This is a genomic window from Sphingomonas sp. Leaf62, from assembly GCF_001421915.1.
Classification (GTDB): Bacteria; Pseudomonadota; Alphaproteobacteria; order Sphingomonadales; family Sphingomonadaceae; genus Sphingomonas.
Window position 1 is genome coordinate 60,062 of record NZ_LMLN01000025.1, and the last position, 22,401, is coordinate 82,462.

A 22,401-nucleotide genomic window follows, 5' to 3' on the forward strand; every position below is an offset into this window, starting at 1 on the left:
CCGACCGGGCGGCGCGTAGGGGACACGCTTTCCGATACCCTCCGTTCTTGCAAGGAAGGCGTTTCATGGCGCGCGTCACCGTCGAGGATTGCGTCGACAAGATCCCCAACCGTTTCGATCTGGTGTTGATGGCCGCTCAGCGCGCCCGCCAGATTTCGGGCGGTGCCGAACTGACCCTCGATCGCGACCGCGACAAGAATCCGGTCGTGGCGCTGCGCGAGATTGCCGAGGAGAACATCACTCCCGACCATCTGCGCGAGTCGGTCATCACGTCGATGCAGAAGGTGCAGATCGACGATGAGGAAGCACCGGACGAACTGGGTTCGCTGGCCGCATCGGCAGAGGCGCTGCGCCTCACCGCCGCCGCCCCGCCGCGCAACCAGAATGTCGGCGGCGATTACGACGGCTGAGGCGGTCGGGTTTCCGTGATACGAAGGTGGCGGTCCTGCGGGGCCGCCCTTTTTCGTTCGTGGAATGGGAAAGCGGGGAGACCGCCGACAACCGGGTTCGTCACTCCCGCGCAGGCGGGAGTCCATAAACGCTGCCGCTGCTGATCGACCCGACAGGTCGGCGCATATGGATTCCCGCCTGCGCGGGAATGACGAAATTCGGCTAGTCCCGCCGCGCACCCGGCCGGCTGCCCAGTGCATCGAGCGCATCGGCATTCCGCCGCCCCCAGTCATAGAGCAGCGTCACCGGCTCGACGAAGCGACAGCCAAGGTCCGTCAGCCGATATTCGACCGCTGGCGGCATCACCGCCTGCACCTCGCGCTCGATCAGGCCGATGGCTTCCATCTCACGCAGCGTCTGCGTCAGCATCTTCTTCGAAATGCCCGGCAGGCTGCGCAGCAAGATGCCGGTCCGCGCCGCGCCGCCATGGCGGGTGTGCAGCGTGTGCAGCACCATGCTGGTCCATTTGGTCGCGAACAGCGACAGGACGCGGCGCGGCGCGCAATCCTCGCGCCATTCGGTTTCGTCCGATCCGGGCTGCATGACTGGGTACCTTCTGGTGCCTGGGGGCGGTTCCGGTGCCGTCTTCAACCCCGGTGCGATCGTGCCTAGCTGGCTGACTTCGTTCGGCAAAGGAAGTTTGGATATGACGAAGACGGCTTTGGTGGTGGGGGCGAGCGGCATCGTCGGCAGCGCGACCGCGACGCTGCTGAACGCGCAAGGCTGGGCGGTACACGGCCTTGCGCGCCGCCCGGTCGAACAGGACGGCGTCCGCCCGGTCGCGGCCGACCTGACCGACCCGGCATCGACGCGCGCGGCACTGGCCGGTCTGCGTCCCGATGCGGTGTTCATCACCACCTGGGCACGGCAGGCCAGCGAGGCGGAAAATATTCACGTTAACGGGGCCATGGTCCGCAACCTCCTCAACGCCCTGCCCGCCAGCGACGCCCCGCGCCATGTCGCGCTGGTCACCGGCCTGAAGCACTATTTGGGGCCGTTCGAGGCGTACGGTCAGGGCAAGCGGCCGCAGACGCCGTTCCGCGAGGATCAGCCGCGCCTCGACATCGCCAATTTCTATTATGCGCAGGAGGACGAACTGTTCGCCGCCGCCGCGCGCGACGGTTTTACGTGGAGCGTCCACCGCCCGCACACCGTGATCGGCAAGGCGATCGGCAATGCGATGAACATGGGCACCACGCTGGCGGTCTATGCGACGCTCTGCCGCGACGCCGGACGGCCGTTCATCTTTCCGGGATCGGCGGCGCAGTGGCAGGGGCTGACCGACATGACCGACGCCGGGCTGCTCGCCGAACATCTGCTGTGGAGCGCCGAGACCGACGCCGCGCACGATCAGGCGTTCAATGTGGTGAACGGCGACGTCTTCCGCTGGCAATGGATGTGGGCGCGCATCGCCGACTGGTTCGGGGTCGAGGCTGCTCCGTTCGACGGCACGGTGCGCCCGTTGGCCGAACAAATGGCCGACGATGCGCCGCGTTGGGCGAATATCGCCGAGCGCCATGGCTTGGCCGAGGCCGATCTGAACCGGTTGGCCTCTCCATGGCATAGCGACGCCGACCTCGGTCGCCCGATCGAGGTGGTTGCCGACATGTCGAAAAGCCGGCGACGGGGCTTCACCGGCTATCGCGCGACCGACGACGCGTTCTTCGCACTGTTCGAACGGTTGCAGGCCGACCGGATCATTCCGTGACGTCGTCCGGGGACGGTTCGTCCGTCCCCGCCCTCTCCCCGGTTCCCGTATCGCGCCGGCCCTTGAAGTTCGTCGCGATGACATACCATTCGGACGAATCCTTGCGGCTCGCCGGTGGCTTGGCGTGCTTGACCGCCTGAAAATTGCGCTTCAGCTCGACGACCAGTTCGTTGTCGGCCCCGCCCGCCAGCACCTTCGCGACGAAATCGCCGCCGGGGCGCAGGATTTCGCAGGCGAACATAACCGCCGCCTCGACCAGCGCCATGGTGCGCAGGTGATCGGTCTGCGGATGGCCGACGGTGTTGGCCGCCATGTCGGACAGAACGAGGTCCGCCTCGCCGCCCAGTTCCTCGCGCAGTCGGTCGGGCGCGTGATCGGCCAGAAAGTCCATCTGCAGGATCGTGACCCCGTCGATCGGGTCGACCGGCAACAGGTCGATGCCGACCACGGTGCATTCCGGCCGGACTTTCCGGACGACCTGCGTCCAGCCGCCCGGCGCGATGCCGAGATCGACGACGCGCTTCACCCCGCGCAACAGCTTGAAGCGTTCGTCGAGTTCGATCAGCTTGTATGCGGCGCGGCTGCGATAGCCCTCCGCACGCGCCTTCTTCACATAAGGGTCGTTCAACTGGCGTTCGAGCCAGCGTGTCGACTGGGCCGAGCGCGCGCGTGCGGTACGCACACGCTGCCGGCCGGGGGGGCTTCCGCGGGTCATCGGGTTCCTGCCATCAAACGGCGCAGGATTCCTTCGCGAATCCCACGGTCGGCAATCCCTAGCCGCTCGGCGGGCCAGAGCGCCAGAATCGATTCAAGGATCGCACAGCCGGCGACGACCAGATCGGCGCGTTCGCTGCCGATACAGGGCACCGTGCCGCGCTGCGCCAGATCCATCCCCGCCAGCCGCTGGCTGACCGCCAGCATCGCGTCGGCCGGCACGATCAGCCCATCGATCTGCGACCGGTCATAGGCGGGCAGGCCCAGATGGACGCTCGCCAGCGTCGTCACCGTGCCGCTGGTACCGAGTAGCCGGCGGGGCTGGTCGGTATCCGGCAGGCGCCTTGCGAAGGGCGCGAAGCTTTCCTCGACACAGGCGCGCATCCGTTCATAGGCACCCGACGCCATCGGTGCGGCGCGACCGCCGCCCAGGCTCTCGGTCAACGATACCACCCCCCATGGTGCCGAATGCCAGTCGAGCACGCGCGGCACCGGCGCGGTCGCATCGAGCAGCACCAGTTCGGTCGATCCCCCGCCGATATCGAACACCAGAGCCGGCCCGGTACCGGGTTCGAGCAGCGCATGGCAGCCGAGCACGGCAAGGCGCGCCTCTTCCTCGGCCGTAATGATGTCAAGATGGATGCCGGTTTCGGCCAGCACGCGCTCGACGAAAGCCGGCCCGTTGGTCGCCCGCCGGCACGCCTCGGTCGCGACCGAACGGGCGAGCGTCACGTCGCGACGCTTCAGCTTTTCGGCACAGATCTTCAGCGCGGCGACGGTGCGGTCCATTGCGAGGTCGGACAGGCGGCCGGTCGCCGCCAGCCCCTCGCCCAGCCGGACGATCCGCGAAAAGGCATCGACGACGGCAAAGCCGTCCCCCTGCGGCCGGGCGATCAGCAGCCGGCAGTTATTGGTGCCAAGGTCGAGCGCGGCATAATGACGCGCGCCCGGCCAGCGCGGCCGCGCTGGCGTATTCGGTGCCGGGCGGGAAGCGGCACGTGCTCCCCGGTGCGGCAACCGGGCGGACAAATCCCCCATGCCGTCACTCGCTTATATTCTATCCGTCACGGCCGAACGCCGCTCGGTGCTTGGATTTCAACGTAGCGAAGCCGGTCGCGATCGACAAGGCACCCGGACAAATCGTGCGATTCCTCGTTGACATGCCCGCCCGTCCGGCCTAACCGACCGCCCTCGCTGCGACGCTGCCCTGTCGTCTAAAGGTAAGACTACGGACTCTGACTCCGTTAATTGAGGTTCGAATCCTCACGGGGCATCCAGCGAACTACCAAAATCGACGGTATTCTGAGGCGTTAGGCCTTTGGCTTGGCTAACCTTCGATTTGGTTAGCCATTACCTTCGACATAGCGGCGTCCGCACGGTCCGCGCGATCTGCATCGCCGGCGTAGCGCAGATACTCCTTCACGCTCTTGTGACCGGTAATCGCCATCCCCTCTTCGCTGGTGCAACCAGCTTCGCGGCAACGCCGCGCTGCTGATTTTCGCAGACCGTGCGGTGAGCAGTGCGGTAGGCCCGCAGCGATGCAGGCCTTCTTGATCATCCCGTAAAAGCCTTTGGGGGTGAAAGGCTCGCCGTCGCGGGTTTCGATCAGCGTCTTCCGCCCCAGGGGGCCGGCGCGCAGTGCTTGGGCCAGTGGCTCCACTACGGGCACGTCGACAGCGTTGGTCGTTTTACTCTGGTTCAATTGGATGCGGCCGGAGCGGATGGTCTCATGCGTCATGTAGCGAACATCCCCGCTGCGCTGGCCGCCGTAGAGCAGCATCGCGAACGCGAGGCGAGGTTTGGTGCCTAATGGATGTTTCGCCTCGAACTGGGCGAGCTCATCCTCTGTCCAACGGTGATACCCGATGGTTTCTGCTTTCGGGGGCTTGGTATCTCGAACCGGGTCAAAGCCGTGAGCCACGAGCTTCCCCCGGCGCGCGATCACGAACAGTTGAGCGAGCAGTTTCCGCAACCGGGCAGCGGCGTGCGGCTTATGCCGCATAGCGTTCATCAAGCGGGCAATACGTTCGGCATCGAACGCCCGCATCGGCGTGTCGCCAAAGGCGTCGCGAAATCGTTCGAGGACACCACGATACACCGTTTGGGTTGCTGGCCTGAGATCCTGGAACGCGTTGTCCGAATAGTAGCGCGCGATGACGTCAGAGACGCTGCCAGGAATAATGCGATCGCCGCCGACCGGCACCGGTTCGGCATCGAGGCATGCCGCATACTCCCGCTCGAACGCTTTCGTCCCGACCGGTTCGCGAAAATAGTAGGTAGCATAGCCCTTCCGCCGAAAGCGGTAGCGGCGCTTACCGTGGCGGTCGAGAAAGCTTGAAACATACGCGAGCTTCTTTGGCATCATAGGGATCCGAAAGCCTCCAAGCGGGCGTCGAGGTCGCTTGGATCGGTGGGGAGGGATAGTTCGGCGGCTGTCATTTGAATCGTCACGCCGCCCTTGCCGTCGATGCGACCATGGATGGTCACCCGTTCCTCGCGAGCGATCCGTGCCCAGCGCCGAAGATCGGCTTCCCGAATAAGTGCCCGAACAGCCATTATCGAACCTCGCGGTGGGCTGAGGAATTTGAGTGGTTCACTTCACGGCTCCCGCCTGTTCGAAGCACCAGCAATGCAGGATCCGGTCGGCGCGTGAGTTGACGGTCTTGGCACCGACGAACTTGCGGATGCGCGACGTCTTGAGGTGGCGCTTGAGCTCGAGCATCGGCGGCAGCGGTAGCCGGCGCTCGCCGCAGATCTGCTCGAACTGGGTCAGGTTGACCGCGATCACGTCCGGATTGCGGCTGTGGTCGATGGGACTGCTGAACCCAGGCGGCTCGCAGCCTTGGATGTAATCGAACCGCTCCCAGAACAGCTCGACCGTCGGATGGTCGCCCGCGATCGCCCGCTGCCGCTCGAGCAGCATCCGCTCAATAAGCTGCCGCCCAGCCTGGTGGTCGCGCGACTGGATCGGCACGACGGTGGCGAGCGCATCTAGCATCCCGACGAGCTGGGCATGGTTCTTGGCCAAACGGCCGTTGCGGACCTCAGGCTGCGCCAGCATCGCCCTCTCAGCCGCCTGGAAGCTGTGACGGTACACCTCCAGCAGCTCGGCCTCGCGCCGGGCGACGTGGACGATGAACCCTGAGACGTCCTCGATCGGCATCCGCGCCAACGTTTCGGCCGCCGCCTTGGTGTTCGGCCCCCAGCCTGTCTTGTCGAACTCCATGTGCATGATCCGCTCGAGGATGGCGGGCGAAGCGTTGACCGGGTCATTCTGCTCGATGACGATCGCCCCGCGGAACGGCGGCTCGAAGGTCTCCATGCCGCCATTGGCGACGCCCCGCGCGCGCACCGAGCGGCCGTTATAGGCGGTCTTGAGTTCGTCCCACTCGAAGCGCTTGGCGTGCGGCGTCGTGGCGTCGCGGTCGCCCTCCATCAGCACGACCGGCATGTTCGACACCTTGCCGAGGATCCGCGCCATGGCGGCGGTAGTGGTCTTGGCCGGGTCGTTGCCTTCGAACCCGGCGCGGCCGTACAGCTTCCACAGGAACTCGATCAGCGTCGACTTGCCTGACCCTGGAATGCCGGTGATCTCGAGGAAGGCGAGGCTCTGCTGCTCGGCGCGGATCTGCTCGGCGAACAACGCCCCAAACCAGAAGGCGAGCGTGACGAGGCCCTTGGGACCGTAGGCGGTGATGAGCGGCTCAACCCAGGCGTTGTTGAGCTGGTCCGGGTCGTAGCGGATGTGGCGCAACAGCTGCTCGTTCGAGCGCAGCTTCACCGCGTGCCGGCCGAATTCGAAATAGTCGTCCTCGTTGCGGGTGACGACGCGGCCGCCGGCGACGCCTATGTCACCGAACACATAGGCACCATGCTCGGCCGAGTAGCCGGTAAAGTGGATCGCCTCGACGGTCTGGATGCCGGCCAGCTGGCGCTGCATGATCCGGTCGAGCTGCTGGGTGGTACCGGTCCAGATGCCGCCCGGGGCGAGGCTGATGAGCCGCTTCTTGAACTCGGCGCCGGCGGCGAGCGCCGCGCCTGAGAAGGTGCCCTTGATCCGGTTCTGCCGGACGGGGAAGTCGACGCGCAGATAGTAGCAGCTGTCGTCGGTGGCTTCGTCGCGCTGGTAGTAGAGCGCGCGGAAGGTGCAGTTGGCGATCTCGCGCACCAGGCCCGCCTCGCGGGCCGCCAGCTCGCGCTTGGCTTCAGGGTCGAGGTCGCGGACCTGCGGGTTGTCGGCATAGGAAGCGATGGTCTCGGCGATGCGCGCCGCATCGAAGCTCGCCCAGAACTGGCGGGTCTCGAAGGTGAACGGAAAGCTCGCCCAGCCCTCGCGGCACCAGATCAGATGCGCCTTGTCGATAGCGGTACCGGCAATGAGGATGTCGCCATTCCAGCGGTACGTGTCGAGCTTGTCGGCACCCAGCCGGTCGCGCAGCGCCAGGTCGTTCCAGTCTAGCTTGCCGCCCTCACCTTCCGCCACCGGCTGCGCCGCGCCGCACTCCCACCCCTCGAGCCGGGCCTGCGCCACGAAGCGGCGGGTGTACTCGGCTCCGGCCTTGCCGACGTCGAAAGCCCAGATCAGTTTGGGCCGCAGGTTCGGGGTTGGTCCGTTGGCGATCGCCTTGCGCAGCTCGGCCAGCGCCAGCGCCGGGTAGTTGTAGCAGCTCATCGCCGAGACAGCGGTCACGCCGGTGTTGTTGAGCGCGATCGCGTCGAAGATGCCCTCGCAGATCCATATTTCGAGGGCGCCAGCAAGTTTCGCGGTGGTTTGCCACGGTGGTGCCCACCAGTGGCCCGCATAGCTCTTGCCGGGCGCAAAGCGCGCCTTGCGGTCGAAGCGCGAAGGCTGGTCGATGAGACGCTCCCACCACCCGCCGCCCGGCAGCGCAAAGCGGACGGTGGCAGAGCCGATGTCGCCCTGGCGGAAATACTCTTGCGTGTAGGCATCGCGGATGCCGAGCAGCGACAGGCCACGCCCGTGTTGCAGGTAGGCGTCGGCCGCCGCCGTCGGGTTGCTGTCGTTGGCCTGATATCGGTTCGACCAGTGGTCGAAGAGCTCGGGGTAATGGTCCTTTACATGGACCTCCCACCCGCAGCGCTCGAGCCGTCCGCACTTCAGCAGCCACGGCTTGTCCGCCTTGGCGTAGACCTCGAGCTTCGAACAGTCCGGGCAGCGGCCCTTCTGAAGCCACGCACCGTTGGTGACGAAGCCGAACTCGGCCATCAGCCTGGTGGTGACATCGGACAGCAGATCGGGGCGCATGGGATCCTGACAAGGCGATGCCGGTCCCGAAAAGCGCGTGCGCTACCGGGTGGCGGAGAATGGGGAAGGTCGGAAGAGTGAGAGGCGGAAGAGCAGCAGCGTGACCGGCACCGCCGGTCGGTCGTCAGGCAGTCAGCGGGTCAGTCCCGCCGGTGACAGGGACAGCAGCAGTTATCGTTGGCGGTATTCGGGCGATAGAAAACACCGCCCGGATTACATGCGACGGCGCCGGGCACAGCGGTTACCACCGCCCCTGCCGCACCATCGCGGGGGTAAATGTCGGGACGCAGCAGATGACGCGAGACACCGGTACGCGCCTCGATCGCCAGCACCCGGGCGGCGGGCGCCTGCTTGTGCTTGTGAATCCAGCGAAACACCGAAGGCTGGCTGACGTCGCATACGGCGGCGATCTTGTTCTGGCCGCCGGCGATGCGAACCGCCTCCAGCAGCGCTTCGTGCGGGGTGAGGTGACCGGAGTCGGGAGGTAGCGTCTGCATAGGTGTACTATTAGCCACAGGAATACATTGGTCAATAGCCGCTATGCAGTAGCGCGCCATAACTGGAGTGATAGATGGACGGGATGACGCTCGCAACTCGCCTGAAGGCACGCATGGACGAAGTCGGCATGTCGCAGGCCGAACTGGCGCGGCGGCTTGGCCTTGCCCAGCCCACCATCGCCAAGCTCATGTCGGGCGCTTCGCAGCGCACGTCGCACCTCCACCGCATCGCTCGCGAACTCAGCACCACGCCGGCCTATCTCATCGGCGAGACCGAGGATCCGTCCGAGGGCGCCGTGCCGTTGCCGACGCTCGAGACGGTCCTCGAGCAGTTTGGGCAGGTGTTCGTGCCGCTGCTCGACCTCAGCGAGTTCGTCGGTGGTCCGAGCACCACGACCACGCCGCGGTTCGAGCCGTTCCGCCGCGAGCGGATCGAGCCGATGATTCGCGGCCGCTTCGACCAGGTCTTTGCCTTCGAAATGCAGGGCGACGTCATGGAGCCGACGCTGCGCCACGGCACGCTGTGCCTCGTCGACCGGGCGCAGGACCGGATCGCGATGCAGGACGAGATCTACGTCGTCGCCGTCCACGGCATGATCTCGGTCAAGCGCGTCCGCGCCAAAGCGGACGGCAGCTTCGTGCTGATGGCGGACAACCGCGCCGTACCCGACGACTATGCTGGCAAGGACGAACTGCACGTTGTCGGGCGCCTCGTTTGGCGGGCCGATAGGCTGTGAGCTTCGTGGCCGTTGGGAATTTTCGATATGGGCCGAATATGTGCGCGTGCCAGTATCGGTTGCGATAGGCGTAGATGACCCCGTTCCTATCTTCGTCAGCGGCTTAATGTTGGACACAACACAACGATTGATCAGGACGTTGAAATCGATCTTGCGGAAGTCTGTGTTCCTCGACACGCTTTTGATTAGAGGCATTCGCCTCAAGAACTTTCTAAAATTCGAACTTCGGACACGCGAAGCGAACCGCCGCTTGCGTTCAGGTTTAATCCAGTCGCACTTGATGGCGCAGCGATGAGTTCGGAGATGACACCTTCACCACCGTTAACGAACACCTCGATTGAGCCGACATCGAGGAAGAGGCTGACCGTTACCGTTCCACTAGCGGCGTCGTACTGAACGCTGCGATTCTGCCGCCATGCTACGCTGTTCGCTCCGTTGGGGCCGCTCGTGTCACGCTTTACGAAGATCCGGTTGTCGCGCAGTTCGAAGCCGATCTGGGTGAAATACCCTTCGCCGCCGCGTACCGACAGCCATGCCCCGCCCGGCCAGTCGGTACCGACGCGGGTTAGCGTCAGGTCGATCCGCCCAGCGACGATGCCGGCATTGGCTGGCCAGACATAGTCGCTGCCGTCGGTGATCGTCTGGTCGGTCCCGGTCACGACCCGCTGGAACGCACCGTTCTGTGCCGCGATCGGTGACATACGCAACCGAGGGGTACCGGTGGAGGTGCGTTGCAGGCGGATCTGGCGGACGATGCTCAGCTGGCCGCGATAGCCATACGGTGCCGGTAGGGTGTTGGCGTAAGACCAGTTGTTCATCCAGCCTAGCGTATAGGCGCTGGCCAACGGATCGGCCGCCTGCGGATCGCGCCATACAACCGCCGCGTAATAATCAGCCCCGCCGTCGAGCCACTGGCCGATCGCACTGTCGGCGGTGAAGGTCGTGCCGTCGAAGCTGCCGACCCAGTAATAGGTGCCGATGGTAAACCCATTCGACGTACCGTCGCCGCCGACCAGCAGCACCCATTTATCGCCCTTCGTCGTCCCGTCAGCTTCGTACAGGTGTAGCGGGAAAAGGTGCGAACATTCCATCACCCCGCCGACCAGGTTCGATCCAAAGCCGCTCGCGTAGCTCCACTGTTTCAAGTCGGGCGAGGTATAGAAACCGATCTTGCCCTCTTCCGACAGGGTCAGCACCCAGCGCGACGTGGGCGCGTGCCAGAACACGGTAGGATCGCGAAACGGCTTGTTACCCGGGAAGTTGGGATGGACGATCGCGTGGAAGGTGAAGCTTGCCCCGCCGTCGCGCGAATACCAGAGCGCGGTTGACTGGTTCTGTCCGGCGGCATTGTCGGCGGGCATCGTCGCGAGCGCGATCAGCGTGCCCGCACCGAACCCGGCGGTATTGTTGGTGTCGATCACCGTGCTGCCGCTCCACACGTCGCCGAAGGACGTGGTCCGCCGCGGGATCGACACCCCGCGATCAGACCAGGTAACCAGATCGGTCGAAGTCCAGCGCCGCCATTCGGTGCCGCCATTGGGCCAGGTCGGGTTGTAGAGCGCCCACATCGTCCAGCCATCGCCGATCCGCACCGGCCGCTGCGGGTCGTTGATCCACCCGCCATCGGGCGCGGCGATGTGATAGCGCGGCCGAGCGCTGGCGGTGGTGGCAGTCGCGGTGGGCGTCGGGGTGGAAGTCGGCATCGGGGCCGAAGTCGGACCGGGCGTTGAGACCACTCCGCCGCCCCCATCGCCTGATGCGCCGCAGGCGGGCAGAATAGGGAGGGTCGCGAGCAAGCCGAGCGTCTGACGCCGGGAAACGATCGATGGCATGATGATATCCTCTCCGCGCACGGTGCATGGCCGCGCGACATGGGTCGCGCGCCGCCTGTTCCGACGGTTCGCGCGGGGGGTTGGGGTAGTCGGACGGCAAAGGGGCGGCGGCGCGGCGATGCGCGCCACCGCCGGCCCTACATCTTGAAGCGGACGCCGAGACTGAAATACCGGCCCTCAACCCGCAAGTCGCGACCGAAAGACTGGGTTTCATTGTAGAACCGATAGTTCTTGAATGGTTGCGCCAGGATGTTGCTCACGTTGGCGACCAGTGAGATGTTCTTGAACGCATCGTAGCTTGCCGAGAAGTCGAGCCGCGAGACGGGCTGGACCAGTTCACCGGCATATTGTTCCTCGTTGATGTTGCGGTTGTAGCTGCTGGTCGACGGCGACCGCCAGTTGTACGACAGTCGGGCGGAGATGCCGGCCTTTTCATAAAAGCCGGTCAGATTGTACGCCCATTTCGACAGGCCGGTGATCTCGACCTGCCGGTCGCCCTCGCCGAGTACCTGCGGCAACTGATTGGTGCCGTCGAGATACGTCACGTTCCCCTGTACGCCGAACCCGGACAGCGCGCCGGGCAGGAAGTCGAAGAAGGTCTGGAGCGACGCCTCGACCCCCTTGATCCGACCGTTGCCGGCATTCTCCGGCCGATTGAGCTGCACCCGGCCATAGATCGGATCGTTCACAACCTGCGTATAATAGCCGATGAAGCCGTTCAGATCGCGATAGAAGGCGGCGACCGACGCCGATCCGTTCTTTGAGAAATACCATTCGAGGCTGGCATCGTAGTTTTTGGACGTCAACGGGCGCAGGTCGGGATTGCCGCCGAAGCCGGTCGCGTCGAACACCGGCGGCGTGCCGTCCGGCCCCACGCTGTTGCGGGTGATGTTGATCGACGGGTTGAGCTGCCCGAACCCCGGCCGGGTCCGCGTCTGGGTATAGCCCAGCCGCATCTGCCATTCGTTCGAGAAGCGGACGCGGGCGATGGCGGAGGGCAGGACGTCGACATAATTCTGCCGCGTCGTGGTAGGGACGATGCCAACCGTGCCGTCGGCCGCCTGCACCCGACTGAACCCGCGATAGGTGCCGTCGGTGTTGACGATGCGCGCGCCGACGGTGCCGTCGATCCGCATCCCGCCCACATCGACATCGAACTTGCCTTGGCCATAGGTGGCATAACTCGCCTCGCTGGCGGTGAAGCCACCCAGCGGATCATAGGGGATGTCGGCGGTCGCGAACTTCGTCACCGCTTCGCGGATGCCGTTGTCGAACGGGAACAACACGGTCGCGCGCTGCACCGATTGCAGCGCCAGCAGGCGCAGCGCCTCGCCGTTGTCGCGAATGCCGTCGCGACTGGGGGCCAGCCAATTCTGGAACCGCTGCGGATCGCCACGGAACCCATCGGTGATGAGGCCAAGGCTGCCGCTCGGCAGGCTATCGAGCGCAATGTTCAGGCCGGCGGTATAGGCATAGCGGTTGTTGTTCTGCGACGATGCATTCCGATCGCTAGCACGGAAGCCGAATTGCAGACGCGGCAGCCAACTCCATTCGGTTTCAAGGTCAAGGTCGATCCGACCCTGCACTCCGTCGCCCTTCGTCACAAAATCACGTTGGTAATAGCCGCGCCAACGGGTGTTGGCGGGGTTGTCGATCGCATAGCCTCCGAGATCGAACACCGCGGATCCGCGCACGTCCCAGTCGACGTTGATCGTCGGCGCCGATGCCAGCTGCGCGTCGAGGCTGTATTCCGACGCCTTGTACTTACTGTTGGTGTAGGCGAAGTCGCCCGACAGGATCGCGCGGCCGGTGGTCCATTTGAAACCCGTTGCCGCCTGCCACGTATCGGTGCTGTCGTTCTGGGTCGACCGATAGAATTCGGGGACATAGCCGCCGGTCTTGGTAAAGCTCGCCGCCTTGTTCGGCTCACCCGGCACCAGCACGACATTGCTGAGCGTCGGAGCGACGCCGTTCACGTCGCGGCGTTCGAAATTGACGTTGAAGGCGTCGCGTAGCACCTCGCCACGATAAGCCTGCCACAGCCCTTCGGCGAATAGTTCGAGGTTCGGGGTCGGCCGCCACTGGATTGTACCGTTCACGGCCGGACGATGCCGCACACCCTTTTCGTAGAAATTTCCAGCATTGGCCGGAAAGCGGAAGTCGTTGCCGACGCCGGGCGTCGTGACCTTCAGATCATCGGTTGGATCGTCCGCACCGAAGCCGCGCGGCGAAATCACGGCGCTGTCGGCGTAGCGATCGGCGTTGCGATACGTCGAGCGGACATAGCTGACGTTGACCAGCGCACCGATCTCACCGATCGGAGTATCCCACCGCTTCGTGACGAGCAGGTTGCCTGCCGGGTCGAACGCCTTCGCCTGGTCGTTATACGATGCGCGCAGTTCGCCCGCGATCTCGGTATCTTTCACGTCGAACGGACGGCGCGATCGCAAGTTGACGAGGCCGGCGAGGCCCGGTTCGATCAGGTCGGACGTACCTGATTTATAGACCTCGATCCCCGCCGCGACGCCCGCCGGGAAGTCCTGCAAGTGCAGCACGCGGTCCTCGGCTGAAAAGAACTCGCGCCCGTTGAAGGTGGTGGTGACGTCGGGCAACCCGCGCACCAGAATCACGCCGGCTTCGTCGTTGTAGCGCTGGACCGTGACGCCAGTGACGCGCGCAATCGCCTCGGCCGCGTTGTTGTCGGGCAGCTTGCCGATGTCGTTCGACACTATCGCATCGACGATCGACGCAGAGTTACGCTTGATCTCCTGCGCCGAGCCCAATGCGGCGCGGTAGCCGGTGACAATAATGTCGGCACTGCCGTCGTTTTCGGGCGCGGCGTCAGCTTCGGCCTGCTCGGTCGGCGCGGCCTGTTCGGCGGAAGCCGTGGCCTGACCATGCGCGGGAATGGCGGTCAGCGGTACAAGGGCGCTGGATGTCAGCAAGGCAAGCAACGTCTTCGGCATAAATCCTCCCAGATTTCCGTTATTTTTTTAGTTGTTCAGTGCAGCGGTTGGGCGGGCGTTCAGCCCGGTACGGTCGCTGCCGCCGTATCGACGAAGCGGATCATGTCATCGCGCCGCCGCCTTCGCCGTCATCGGCCACGCCTGCATCGTCAGGCGTGCCGCCCCGCCGCGCGCCATTGCGCTCCAACGAAGCTGTCCACCGCCGCGAAAGAAGCGATCGGTGATCGTCCGCGTGCCATCCGCAGCATAGACTTCGAGGATCGATTCATCGGCCAGCACTCGCAGGCGTATCTTGCGCCCCTTCAGGTCGACCGGAGCGATATGGCGGTTGGCGAATCCGTCGTGGAAATGCGGCCCCGACCGGGTGCGATCGACGAACAGTTCGTCCACGCCAGGATTGACCCCGATCAGCGTCTGATACCCCTGTTCGTCGGTCAGTGCGATTGTGACCTGTTCGGCAGTGTCGGTGTCAAGGTCGATGGTCAGGTCGGCCGATCCACCCGCGATAGGCAGGTCGGTCGGCGTCTCGCCCAGCGTCGCTGAGAAGTCCCGCCGCGCGCCGCGCAACGTCGCGACCTCGCGCACCGGCATCTGCGCGATGCGATAGCCGGCGGGTGTCTTTTTCAAAGTCACTTCGCGCGGCACGGTCATCAGCCCGCGAGCCGGCCAGGTCGGGATCGCCTCAGCATAGCGCCAGTCGTTCGCCCATCCGATCCAGATCCGGCGCGCATCGGTCTTCGGCAAATCGTTCCACGATACGGCGGCATAGAAATCCGCGCCGTAATCCATCCAGTGTGCCTCGCCCGGCCAACCGGGAACGGTAGTAAACCGCTTGCCGTCGAAATCGCCGACGAAATACTGCCCGCCCGAACCGCCACCGACGGCATTGTCGCCCAGGTTGATGCCCAGCACCCAGCGCTTCTCACCCGGGGTGCCACCCTCGACCGGCAGCTCGAACAGGTCGGGGCATTCCCAGTTCTTGCCGCGCGCACCGGCGGGGCCGAAGCTGCTGGCAAAGGTCCATCGCTTCAGGTCGGACGAGGTGAACAGGACGGCACGGTTCTCCAGCGCCATCACCGCGACCATCACCCATCGCCTGGTCGCAGCGTGCCAGAACACCTTGGGATCTCGGAATTCAGGCGATCCTACGCTCAGCACTTCGCCATGAACGGTCCAGGTCCGGCCCTTGTCGTTGCTGTACGCGACATATTGCGACTGCAGCTTCGCCTTAGGATTATGGCCGGTATAGATCGCAACCAGCGGCGGCTTGCCGCCCTTGCCGAACCCGGTCGTGTTATTCCAGTCGACCACCGCGCTGCCCGAAAACGCCATAACGTCGCCGGTTTCGGGAATGGCGATCGGCAGTTCCTGCCAATGCACCAGATCGCGGCTAACCGCGTGGCCCCAGTTCATATGGCCCCAGCGATCGCCATGTGGGTTATACTGGTAGAACAGATGGTACTCACCCTCGTAATAAACGAGGCCATTGGGATCGTTCATCCAGTTGGCAGCCGGCGCGAAGTGATAGGCCGGGCGCGGATCGGGTCGCTGTGCCGACGCGGCGGTGGTGAGCATCAGACCGGTCATGGCGAGGATCGCGAGCCGCTTCATGCCGCATTTCCCTTCAGATTCATGTCTTCCAGCGCGACGCCGTTCGTCTCCGGCATCACCCGCACCGTCCACACCAACTGCAACAGCATCATCGCGCCGAAGAAGGCGAAGACCCATCCGCCGACCGCGCTCGCCACGATTGGGAACAGCCATGTGATCGCCGCCGCGGCGACCCAGTGGGTGGTCGATCCTAAGGCCTGCCCCTTGCCGCGCACGTGGCTGGGGAATACTTCGGAAATGAACACCCAGATCACCGCGCCCTGGCTGATGGCAAAGGCTGCGATGAAGGCGAGCAGCCCGCCCAGGATCAGCATGCCGTTGGGCGTGCTGCGTTCGAGCTGGAACCCGACCATCAGCAGCGCTGCGGCACAAACGATCGATCCAACGAGCAGCAGCGGCCGCCGGCCGAACCGGTCGATGAAAAACAACGCAGCAACAGTAAACACCAGGTTGGTGCCGCCGACCGCGATCGACTGCAACAGTGCGCTGTCGGCACCCGCCCCGGCCAGTTCGAAGATGCGCGGCGCGTAATAGAGCAGCGCGTTGATGCCGGACAGCTGGTTAAACAGCGCGATTGCGATGGCGCAGGCGACCGGAAAGCTGTGCGCAGGCTGGAACAGGCGAGTGTCGCCCTGCGCTACGTCGCGCCGCTCCGCCGCCTCGATCCGCGCTAGCTCGGCCTGCGGGTCGAGAAAGCCTAGCCGAGTCATGACCTTGATCGCTTGCCCCTTCTCGCCCTTTACCGCCAGCCAGCGCGGGCTTTCGGGCAGTAGGAAGGTGACCCCAAGGAACAACGCGGACGGCACCGCGACGATGCCGAACATCCACCGCCATGCCACTTCTGGCGGCAGCGACTGCGCAATCAGATAGTTGCTTAGGAACGCGATCAGAATGCCCAGGACAATGTTCAGCTGGTTCATCGCCACCAGGCGCCCGCGAAACTTCGCGGGCGATACCTCCGCGATATAGATCGGCGTCACCACCGACGCCGCGCCGATCGCCAGACCGCCCAGGAACCGGAACGCGATCAGCATCGGCCAGCTCTGCGCCAGACCGGTGCCGAGCGACGACACGACATAGGCGACGGCGACCGACAGCATGATCGCCTTGCGACCATAGCGGTCGGCGGGCGCCCCGGTGACCAGCGACCCGAGGACCGTCCCGATCAGCGCGGAGGCAACGGTGAAGCCCAGCGACGCATCGGTCAGCGCGAAACGTTCCTGCAGCGCCTGCGTCGCGCCGGAAATAACGGCGGTATCGAACCCGAACAACAGCCCGCCCAATGCCGCGCCGGCCGCGCTCAGCACGATCGCGGTCGTCGCCCGTGCATCGTCCACATCCTGCCGGCCACCCGGCGTCGCGACGCTATGCATCGGCGGTCTCCTTGTTCACATGAAAGGGTTCAGCAGTGCGCCAGTGCATCGGCCATTGCCGGGTCGCGGTGCGATAGGCGAGTGCCAGCGCCCCAGTCAGCCCAGCCGATGCGCCCGCAGTCGGCGCGGCGATATAGTCGCTCATGTCGATCGTCCGCATGCTGGCGTCATAGCCGGCGAGCTTCGCGACCAGCGCAGCGCGCACGCGCGGGTACATTTGCGGCTGCATCACGCCGCCGCCGACGATGATCCGGTCGGGCCGAATGACATAGGTCAGCGTGGCGCACAGCGCGGCGATATAGTCCGCCTCGATATCCCACGCCCGATGATCAGCGGGAAGCTGTTCGGCCGGAACGCCCCACCGCGCCCGCATCGCCGGCCCGCATGCCAGCCCTTCCAGACAGTCGCCGTGGAACGGGCAGATGCCGGCGAACGCCGCATCACCGGCGGCGCGCGGCACCGCGATATGCCCCGCCTCAGGATGGTTCGCCCCACCATGCGGCGCACCGCCGATCAGCAGGCCGACGCCGATGCCGGTGCCGATGGTGACATAGCAGAAGCTGTCCAGCCCCTGCCCGCTGCCGAACAGCCGCTCCCCCACCGCCGCGCAATTAACGTCGGTGTCGAGCGTCATCGGTGCATCGACGCCCTCGCGGAGCGTGCCCAGCAGGTCGACATTCTCCCAACCCGGCTTAGGCGTCGAGGTGATGTAGCCGTAATCCCCGGCCAGCGGGTTGAGCGACAACGGTCCGAAGCTGCCGACTGAAAATGCCGATAGTGCGCCATGGTCGCGCCGCGCATCGCGGAAGAAGGCGGTGGCCGCGCCCAGCGTTTCGGCCGGGGTGGTCGTGGCAATTCGAGTTTCGGTCAGGATGGTCCCATCACGGTCAGCGACGGCGCATAGGAACTTCGTGCCCCCCGCCTCAATCCCACCGAGCAGCAGTGGTTCGTTCACCACCGGTACCCTGCCCGGCCTTTACGACGCGAACCCACCCTCATCATCACTCTCCCCTCGCCGCCGCTTTTCACGGTCCGTACGACTAAATCTACAAAGGTGATTTAGTAGGTCAAGGGGAGAAATCAGCGCGTTATCAGTGCCTTGGGTGACAATCGTTTGCTGTTACCGCTAACCAGCTTTGGCGCTTCGTCATAAAAAGCGGCATATCTACTATTGCGATCGCTTTGGGCGGGGTCAGGCGCGCTTGAACAAACTACTGAGATCAGGCGAATATTGCGCGTGCAGCGGCAGCAACCCGGCCCCGATCGCTGCCGCCCGTTGCCCCAGCGTTCCGACCCGTATGTCAGGCGCAAAAAAATCTGGTGGGGCATCGGCGGCAAGCTGCCGCTCGACCGCTGCGGCGATGCCGGCCAGCTCGTGCGCGTCGAGCGATCCGTCGAGAATTACAGCCTCCAGATCGAGCAGGCTGTTGGCCCCTGCAATCGCAAAGGTCAGCGCCTCGGTACAGCGGTGACGCCAACCCTCCAGCGCGGCGGGCGTCGTCGCCCGGTCGCGGTCGTAAAGCGACGCATGATGGATAAGCGAATCGCGTCGGCCGTCAACCATGACCGGCATCGACGCCAGCGCCCCAGCATTGCCATGCCGCCCCTGCACAACCTGCCCGGCCACCACCAGCCCGCCGCCGACAAAGGTGCCGAGGTTGATGAACAGATAGCTTTGCAGGTCGCCCCCCGCCCCGCACAACAAATGCGCCAGCGTCGCGGCATTGCCATCATTGTCGAAAAAGGTCGGACAGTTCAGCCCGGCACGCAGCCGTTCGGCCACATCCTCCCGCCGCCATTCCGCCGCCTGACGTTCGGAAATGCCTATCTCGTCGCGCCATTCGCCCAGAAACCATGGCATGGCAATGCCAATGCCCAGAAACGTACCGGGCTCGCGCAGCGATGCCGGCAGTTGTTCGTGCAGAAACCGGCCGATCCGCTCCACCGCCAAATCGATGGTCGGAAACGGGCTCGCATCGCATTGCAGCGCCTGCTGCTGACCATCGAAATCGAGCAAGACCAGCGTCATCGCATTGCGCCCGATCTCGACACCAACCGTGTAACCACGCGCGCCGTTGATGCGATAAACCGTGGCCGGCTGCCCCATGCCGCCGGTGCGCTTTTCGGCTTGGAACAGCAATCCGTCGCTATCGAGTTCGTCGATAATTCGTACGACCGCTTGCGGCGACAACCCGGTTACGCGCGCAATTTCGGCCTTCGAAGCACCGTCCAGTCGCCGGATCGCCGACAGGATCAGCCGTTCGTTATACCGCCTCATCCCGCTAGCGTTCGTGCCCTTTCGCGCCATATGCATATGGGCATCCGCTCCATTTCGACCGTTCATCTGAGCATGCCATACACAGGATTCCTCGGAGAATACCGCGCTTTGTAGCAATTTATCTCGCGAGCGACGGTTCAGCCCCGGTAGGGAAAAAGGCGTGATCCTGGCAAAGATTGGCGTCCTGACAGGCCGGAGCCGAACAGTACCGCTGGTGTTCCCGAGGTCCGGTCACGCGAGATTGAGCCGCGGCAGTCGGACTCAGACACGAATTCCCGAAGCGATCGCTAGGGCGGACGGTCCCGCTCGCTTCACGGCGCATTCGACCGTGCTACCGCGAGTACGGCGGACGCGAATTCCCGCTACTCGTAGCGCACAATGGTCAGCGTGCCGGGCCAGGACAAAGTCCGTGCGTTCGATGGTCAGCATCAAGATGGACACTGCCCGCTCGCGTTGCGACCCCGAATTACACGCTTTTCCCCCCGCCTCGCCCGCGCGCTTTTCGTGGCGCTTTCGACGCATGCCGCGTTCCTAGCGAAACTGGCGGGAAAGCTGGGCGGAATGCCGCCATTTTCGGTCGCACCCGCGACGCAGATCGACGCAGCTGGACGGGGTGCCGGCGGTGGGTCGGAGAACGTGTCCGATAGCGCCAAACCCGAGGTGCCATCGCCAGCGGAAATGGGTCAGCAAGCGCCCGAAAACGTCCATATCGTGCGCGTTTTGCGAGGTGGTTTAGTAGGCAGGGGGGAGGCGGGAAACTTCTTATCTGTCGAACAGTCGTGCAATTTCAATGACTTGGAACGTTACAAAGACGCTTATCCCATCGTTACTGATAATAGACTTAGTTTCGAATATTTCGCTTTGAGAATATCGTTTCTTTACAGTGGGATAAGTGTTTTTGCCGGGGGCATGTAGGAAGCGGTAACGCCGAGCGTGTTACATCAGAAATGGCGGATTTCCGCCGTTTTCTGGGGAGTAAAACCGGGGGATAAAGGAGATAAGACTTTTCCCGACCCCCCTCCCAAGCCGTGTTGTCGACGGGAGGTCGTCCTCGGCCAGCGGCGGTAGCGCACAGCAGGAGGGCCGGAGCGCGCATTCGCGTCCCGGCCCTTGCCTGTACTCCGTTCGCCCTTCGGGGCAAAGCTCAGTCGGTGTCGGTGAACACCCAACAGTGGATGCCGCCCCCGGTCAGGCGGCTGTTGACGGTCTTAGCGGCGATGTAGCGCGGGTCGCTTGCCCGCAGCGCCCGGCCCAGCTGGGAGTCGAGCTTAAGCGTGATGCCTGCTCGCTTGAACTCTTCTGCGAGCGCGGTGCGGTTGATGGCCAGCAGGCCGCTGGTCCGGCTGTGGTTGAAGACGACGCCGCGTCGCTTCAGCTCGGCGATTCCTGCCCAGAAAGGTGCAACCGCGTCAGAGGGATGCGGGGCATCAAAGCCCAGATCGTTCATCGCTGGCGCCGCCATGCCGATGTCGCGACACAGGTCGCCGATCATCGCATGAATGACGCGACGTTCGGTGCGGTTGCGGGTGTGCTGCAGCTTGGCGGTCAGCCGCAGCACCTGGTTCTGGATCGCGATGCGCGACTGAATCGGCATCGCGGCCGGTAGCTTGGGAGAGCCGTGGAAGTGATCGAACAACACCCGGAATGCACGGCGCTGATACGAGACGATGAGTTCGCGCTTGAGAGGATCGCGAACCCGATCAGGATGAAGCGTCACAAGCCACCCGTGAAACTGTTCGAGTTGGAGTGTGACCGCCTCTTGTTCACCGCCTGCAGAAGGTATGTGCGTTACAAACATACCCTGCCGGATGGCGGGGTGCCGGTTGATACGTTGATACTGCCCATTCCAATCGAGGCCGAGGGCTGCAACGATCGGTTTCATAACAACGAAAATGTCGGCGTCGCGCTGGACTGTCGCGATCTGCTGCGTGTCGAACGGCACGAGCTCTACTCGGGTTGCCATGGCCTATCTCCTATGAGCTAGCCTCAACCGCGACGGCCGTGGGAAAAGGTCATGTTGTCGAGCATGGTACCCAGTCGATCGCTGAGGACCAGCATCAGCGCCGACAAGTTGTGGCAGGTGATTTCAGGCGTCTCTGTCGCTCGTTCAAGCCGGCCATCGAACGCCAGTTCTGCAACACCTGCGAGCGCGTCGCGTACCAGCGTCAGGTTCATGAACTCGTTCTCGGTAATGGCGTAATGCCCTTCCTCGACAACGGAACGCCGGGTATTCTGTGAAGTAGCCTGGGCCATGGGTGATTTCCTTGGTTCGGGTCAGGCCCAGCGCAGGGTGGCAGCCTTGCGCTGGGCTGCATTTGTGATAATCACAAAATATGTCGAATGCAATATCTGATAATCAAAAAAGGCGCGTAGGGCGACCGGCGACAGGAAGCGATCCCATGGTCGGGGTTCGACTTCCTCCAGCGATTACAGCTCGGTTAGACGCTTGGGCTGATGATCGGCATGAAAGCCGAGCCGCTGCGATCCGGTTGATGATTGTCGAACGTCTAGATGCAGACGGATACTAAAAGGCCACGAGGCCGGCCCCGTGTCGGTGCGGAACAGGTGTCCGTCCGCGTCCCACAGGACGAACTAGCTGTGCTCGATCAGTGGATCGTGGAACAGCCCGACCGGCCGTCTCGACCGGAAGCATTGCGTCGGCTTGCCAAGTTGGCGATCGCGCCCCGGGAATAAGCACCAGCTGGCAGCAATTCCGGACGGCAGTCCGGGCGGTTGCCCGTTGAAAGCCCCGGCAATCATCCGAACAATCGACAAGCAACCGAACGCCCTGCCACGACGATAAAAAGGGGTCAGGAAGCACACATCACGCTGCCTCCAGCAGGGATAAGTGACTGTTTTTTCACAGTTACGACCGGTTGCTAACGCGGCAGGCAGCTGCGTACGTTCGCTAGGGTCAGGACTCGTTGATTACAGCCAGAAGATGATGGTGGCAGCCAGGGCGATGGCGG

General features: G+C 64.1%; 18 protein-coding genes and 1 tRNA gene. 5 read left to right on the top strand and 14 right to left on the bottom strand.

Going from position 1 to position 22,401, the window contains the following annotated elements; genetic code table 11:
• Positions 1-65 precede the first annotated feature (65 nt).
• Entirely contained in the window at positions 66-410 is a 345-nt protein-coding gene (gene rpoZ / locus ASE91_RS10515; protein WP_055758348.1) for a DNA-directed RNA polymerase subunit omega, read from the top strand.
• 202 nt (positions 411-612) lie between these two features.
• On the opposite strand, the gene ASE91_RS10520 is transcribed toward rpoZ, so the two are convergent.
• A complete protein-coding gene (locus ASE91_RS10520; protein ID WP_056000411.1) occupies positions 613-993 on the bottom strand; it encodes a winged helix-turn-helix transcriptional regulator in 381 nt (126 codons plus the stop codon).
• Positions 994-1,096: 103 nt separating this feature from the next.
• Here ASE91_RS10520 and ASE91_RS10525 point away from each other — a divergent pair, with 103 nt between their 5' ends.
• Positions 1,097-2,158: an SDR family oxidoreductase gene (locus ASE91_RS10525; protein ID WP_056625906.1), complete on the top strand. Its 1,062-nt coding sequence runs from the start codon at positions 1,097-1,099 to the stop codon at positions 2,156-2,158.
• Here ASE91_RS10525 and ASE91_RS10530 read toward each other — a convergent pair.
• Complete coding sequence (locus ASE91_RS10530) at positions 2,148-2,873, bottom strand: RlmE family RNA methyltransferase (protein WP_056625909.1); 726 nt, start codon at positions 2,871-2,873, stop codon at positions 2,148-2,150. The two genes, ASE91_RS10525 and ASE91_RS10530, sit on opposite strands and share 11 nt — an antisense overlap.
• Entirely contained in the window at positions 2,870-3,910 is a 1,041-nt protein-coding gene (locus ASE91_RS10535) for a Ppx/GppA phosphatase family protein (protein ID WP_082449738.1), read from the bottom strand. The genes ASE91_RS10530 and ASE91_RS10535 overlap by 4 nt, the downstream gene beginning before the upstream one ends.
• Positions 3,911-4,075: 165 nt before the next feature.
• Between ASE91_RS10535 and ASE91_RS10540 the strand changes: the two genes are divergently transcribed.
• A tRNA-Gln gene (locus ASE91_RS10540) sits at positions 4,076-4,149 on the top strand.
• A gap of 50 nt (positions 4,150-4,199) precedes the next feature.
• On the opposite strand, the gene ASE91_RS10545 is transcribed toward ASE91_RS10540, so the two are convergent.
• The 3 genes from ASE91_RS10545 to ASE91_RS10560 form a co-directional block, all read right to left on the bottom strand.
• Positions 4,200-5,234 carry a tyrosine-type recombinase/integrase gene (locus tag ASE91_RS10545; RefSeq protein ID WP_235530425.1) on the bottom strand — a complete coding sequence of 345 codons (1,035 nt, stop codon included), beginning with the start codon at positions 5,232-5,234 and terminating at the stop codon, positions 4,200-4,202.
• Positions 5,235-5,465: 231 nt separating this feature from the next.
• Positions 5,466-8,138 carry a toprim domain-containing protein gene (locus tag ASE91_RS10555; protein ID WP_056625921.1) on the bottom strand — a complete coding sequence of 891 codons (2,673 nt, stop codon included), beginning with the start codon at positions 8,136-8,138 and terminating at the stop codon, positions 5,466-5,468.
• Positions 8,139-8,278: 140 nt separating this feature from the next.
• Positions 8,279-8,635, bottom strand: a complete 357-nt coding sequence (locus ASE91_RS10560; RefSeq protein WP_056625923.1) for a transcriptional regulator — start codon at positions 8,633-8,635, stop codon at positions 8,279-8,281.
• Between the two features lie 74 nt (positions 8,636-8,709).
• Here ASE91_RS10560 and ASE91_RS10565 point away from each other — a divergent pair, with 74 nt between their 5' ends.
• Positions 8,710-9,372 carry an XRE family transcriptional regulator gene (locus tag ASE91_RS10565; RefSeq protein ID WP_056625925.1) on the top strand — a complete coding sequence of 221 codons (663 nt, stop codon included), beginning with the start codon at positions 8,710-8,712 and terminating at the stop codon, positions 9,370-9,372.
• A 200-nt stretch (positions 9,373-9,572) separates the two neighbouring features.
• On the opposite strand, the gene ASE91_RS10570 is transcribed toward ASE91_RS10565, so the two are convergent.
• The 8 genes from ASE91_RS10570 to ASE91_RS10610 form a co-directional block, all read right to left on the bottom strand.
• Positions 9,573-11,075 carry a glycoside hydrolase family 32 protein gene (locus ASE91_RS10570; protein ID WP_056507766.1) on the bottom strand — a complete coding sequence of 501 codons (1,503 nt, stop codon included), beginning with the start codon at positions 11,073-11,075 and terminating at the stop codon, positions 9,573-9,575.
• Between the two features lie 266 nt (positions 11,076-11,341).
• Positions 11,342-14,170 (bottom strand): TonB-dependent receptor, encoded by a 2,829-nt coding sequence (locus ASE91_RS10575; protein WP_056625928.1) that lies wholly within the window; start codon positions 14,168-14,170, stop codon positions 11,342-11,344.
• Positions 14,171-14,275: 105 nt separating this feature from the next.
• Complete coding sequence (locus tag ASE91_RS10580) at positions 14,276-15,781, bottom strand: glycoside hydrolase family 32 protein (RefSeq protein WP_056507770.1); 1,506 nt, start codon at positions 15,779-15,781, stop codon at positions 14,276-14,278.
• Entirely contained in the window at positions 15,778-17,154 is a 1,377-nt protein-coding gene (locus ASE91_RS10585) for a sugar porter family MFS transporter (RefSeq protein WP_200911240.1), read from the bottom strand. The genes ASE91_RS10580 and ASE91_RS10585 overlap by 4 nt, the downstream gene beginning before the upstream one ends.
• Complete coding sequence (locus ASE91_RS10590; RefSeq protein ID WP_056625956.1) at positions 17,147-18,109, bottom strand: ROK family protein; 963 nt, start codon at positions 18,107-18,109, stop codon at positions 17,147-17,149. Before ASE91_RS10590 ends, ASE91_RS10585 begins: the two co-directional genes overlap by 8 nt.
• A gap of 237 nt (positions 18,110-18,346) precedes the next feature.
• Complete coding sequence (locus ASE91_RS10595; RefSeq protein WP_200911241.1) at positions 18,347-19,432, bottom strand: ROK family transcriptional regulator; 1,086 nt, start codon at positions 19,430-19,432, stop codon at positions 18,347-18,349.
• A gap of 1,144 nt (positions 19,433-20,576) precedes the next feature.
• On the bottom strand, positions 20,577-21,395 hold the full coding sequence (locus tag ASE91_RS18805; RefSeq protein ID WP_082453967.1) for a phage antirepressor N-terminal domain-containing protein: 819 nt from the start codon (positions 21,393-21,395) through the stop codon (positions 20,577-20,579).
• Positions 21,396-21,418: 23 nt separating this feature from the next.
• Complete coding sequence (locus tag ASE91_RS10610) at positions 21,419-21,685, bottom strand: hypothetical protein (RefSeq protein ID WP_056625940.1); 267 nt, start codon at positions 21,683-21,685, stop codon at positions 21,419-21,421.
• Positions 21,686-21,831: 146 nt separating this feature from the next.
• Here ASE91_RS10610 and ASE91_RS21050 point away from each other — a divergent pair, with 146 nt between their 5' ends.
• On the top strand, positions 21,832-21,960 hold the full coding sequence (locus ASE91_RS21050) for a CopG family transcriptional regulator (protein WP_162233651.1): 129 nt from the start codon (positions 21,832-21,834) through the stop codon (positions 21,958-21,960).
• The last annotated feature ends 441 nt before the right edge of the window (positions 21,961-22,401 follow it).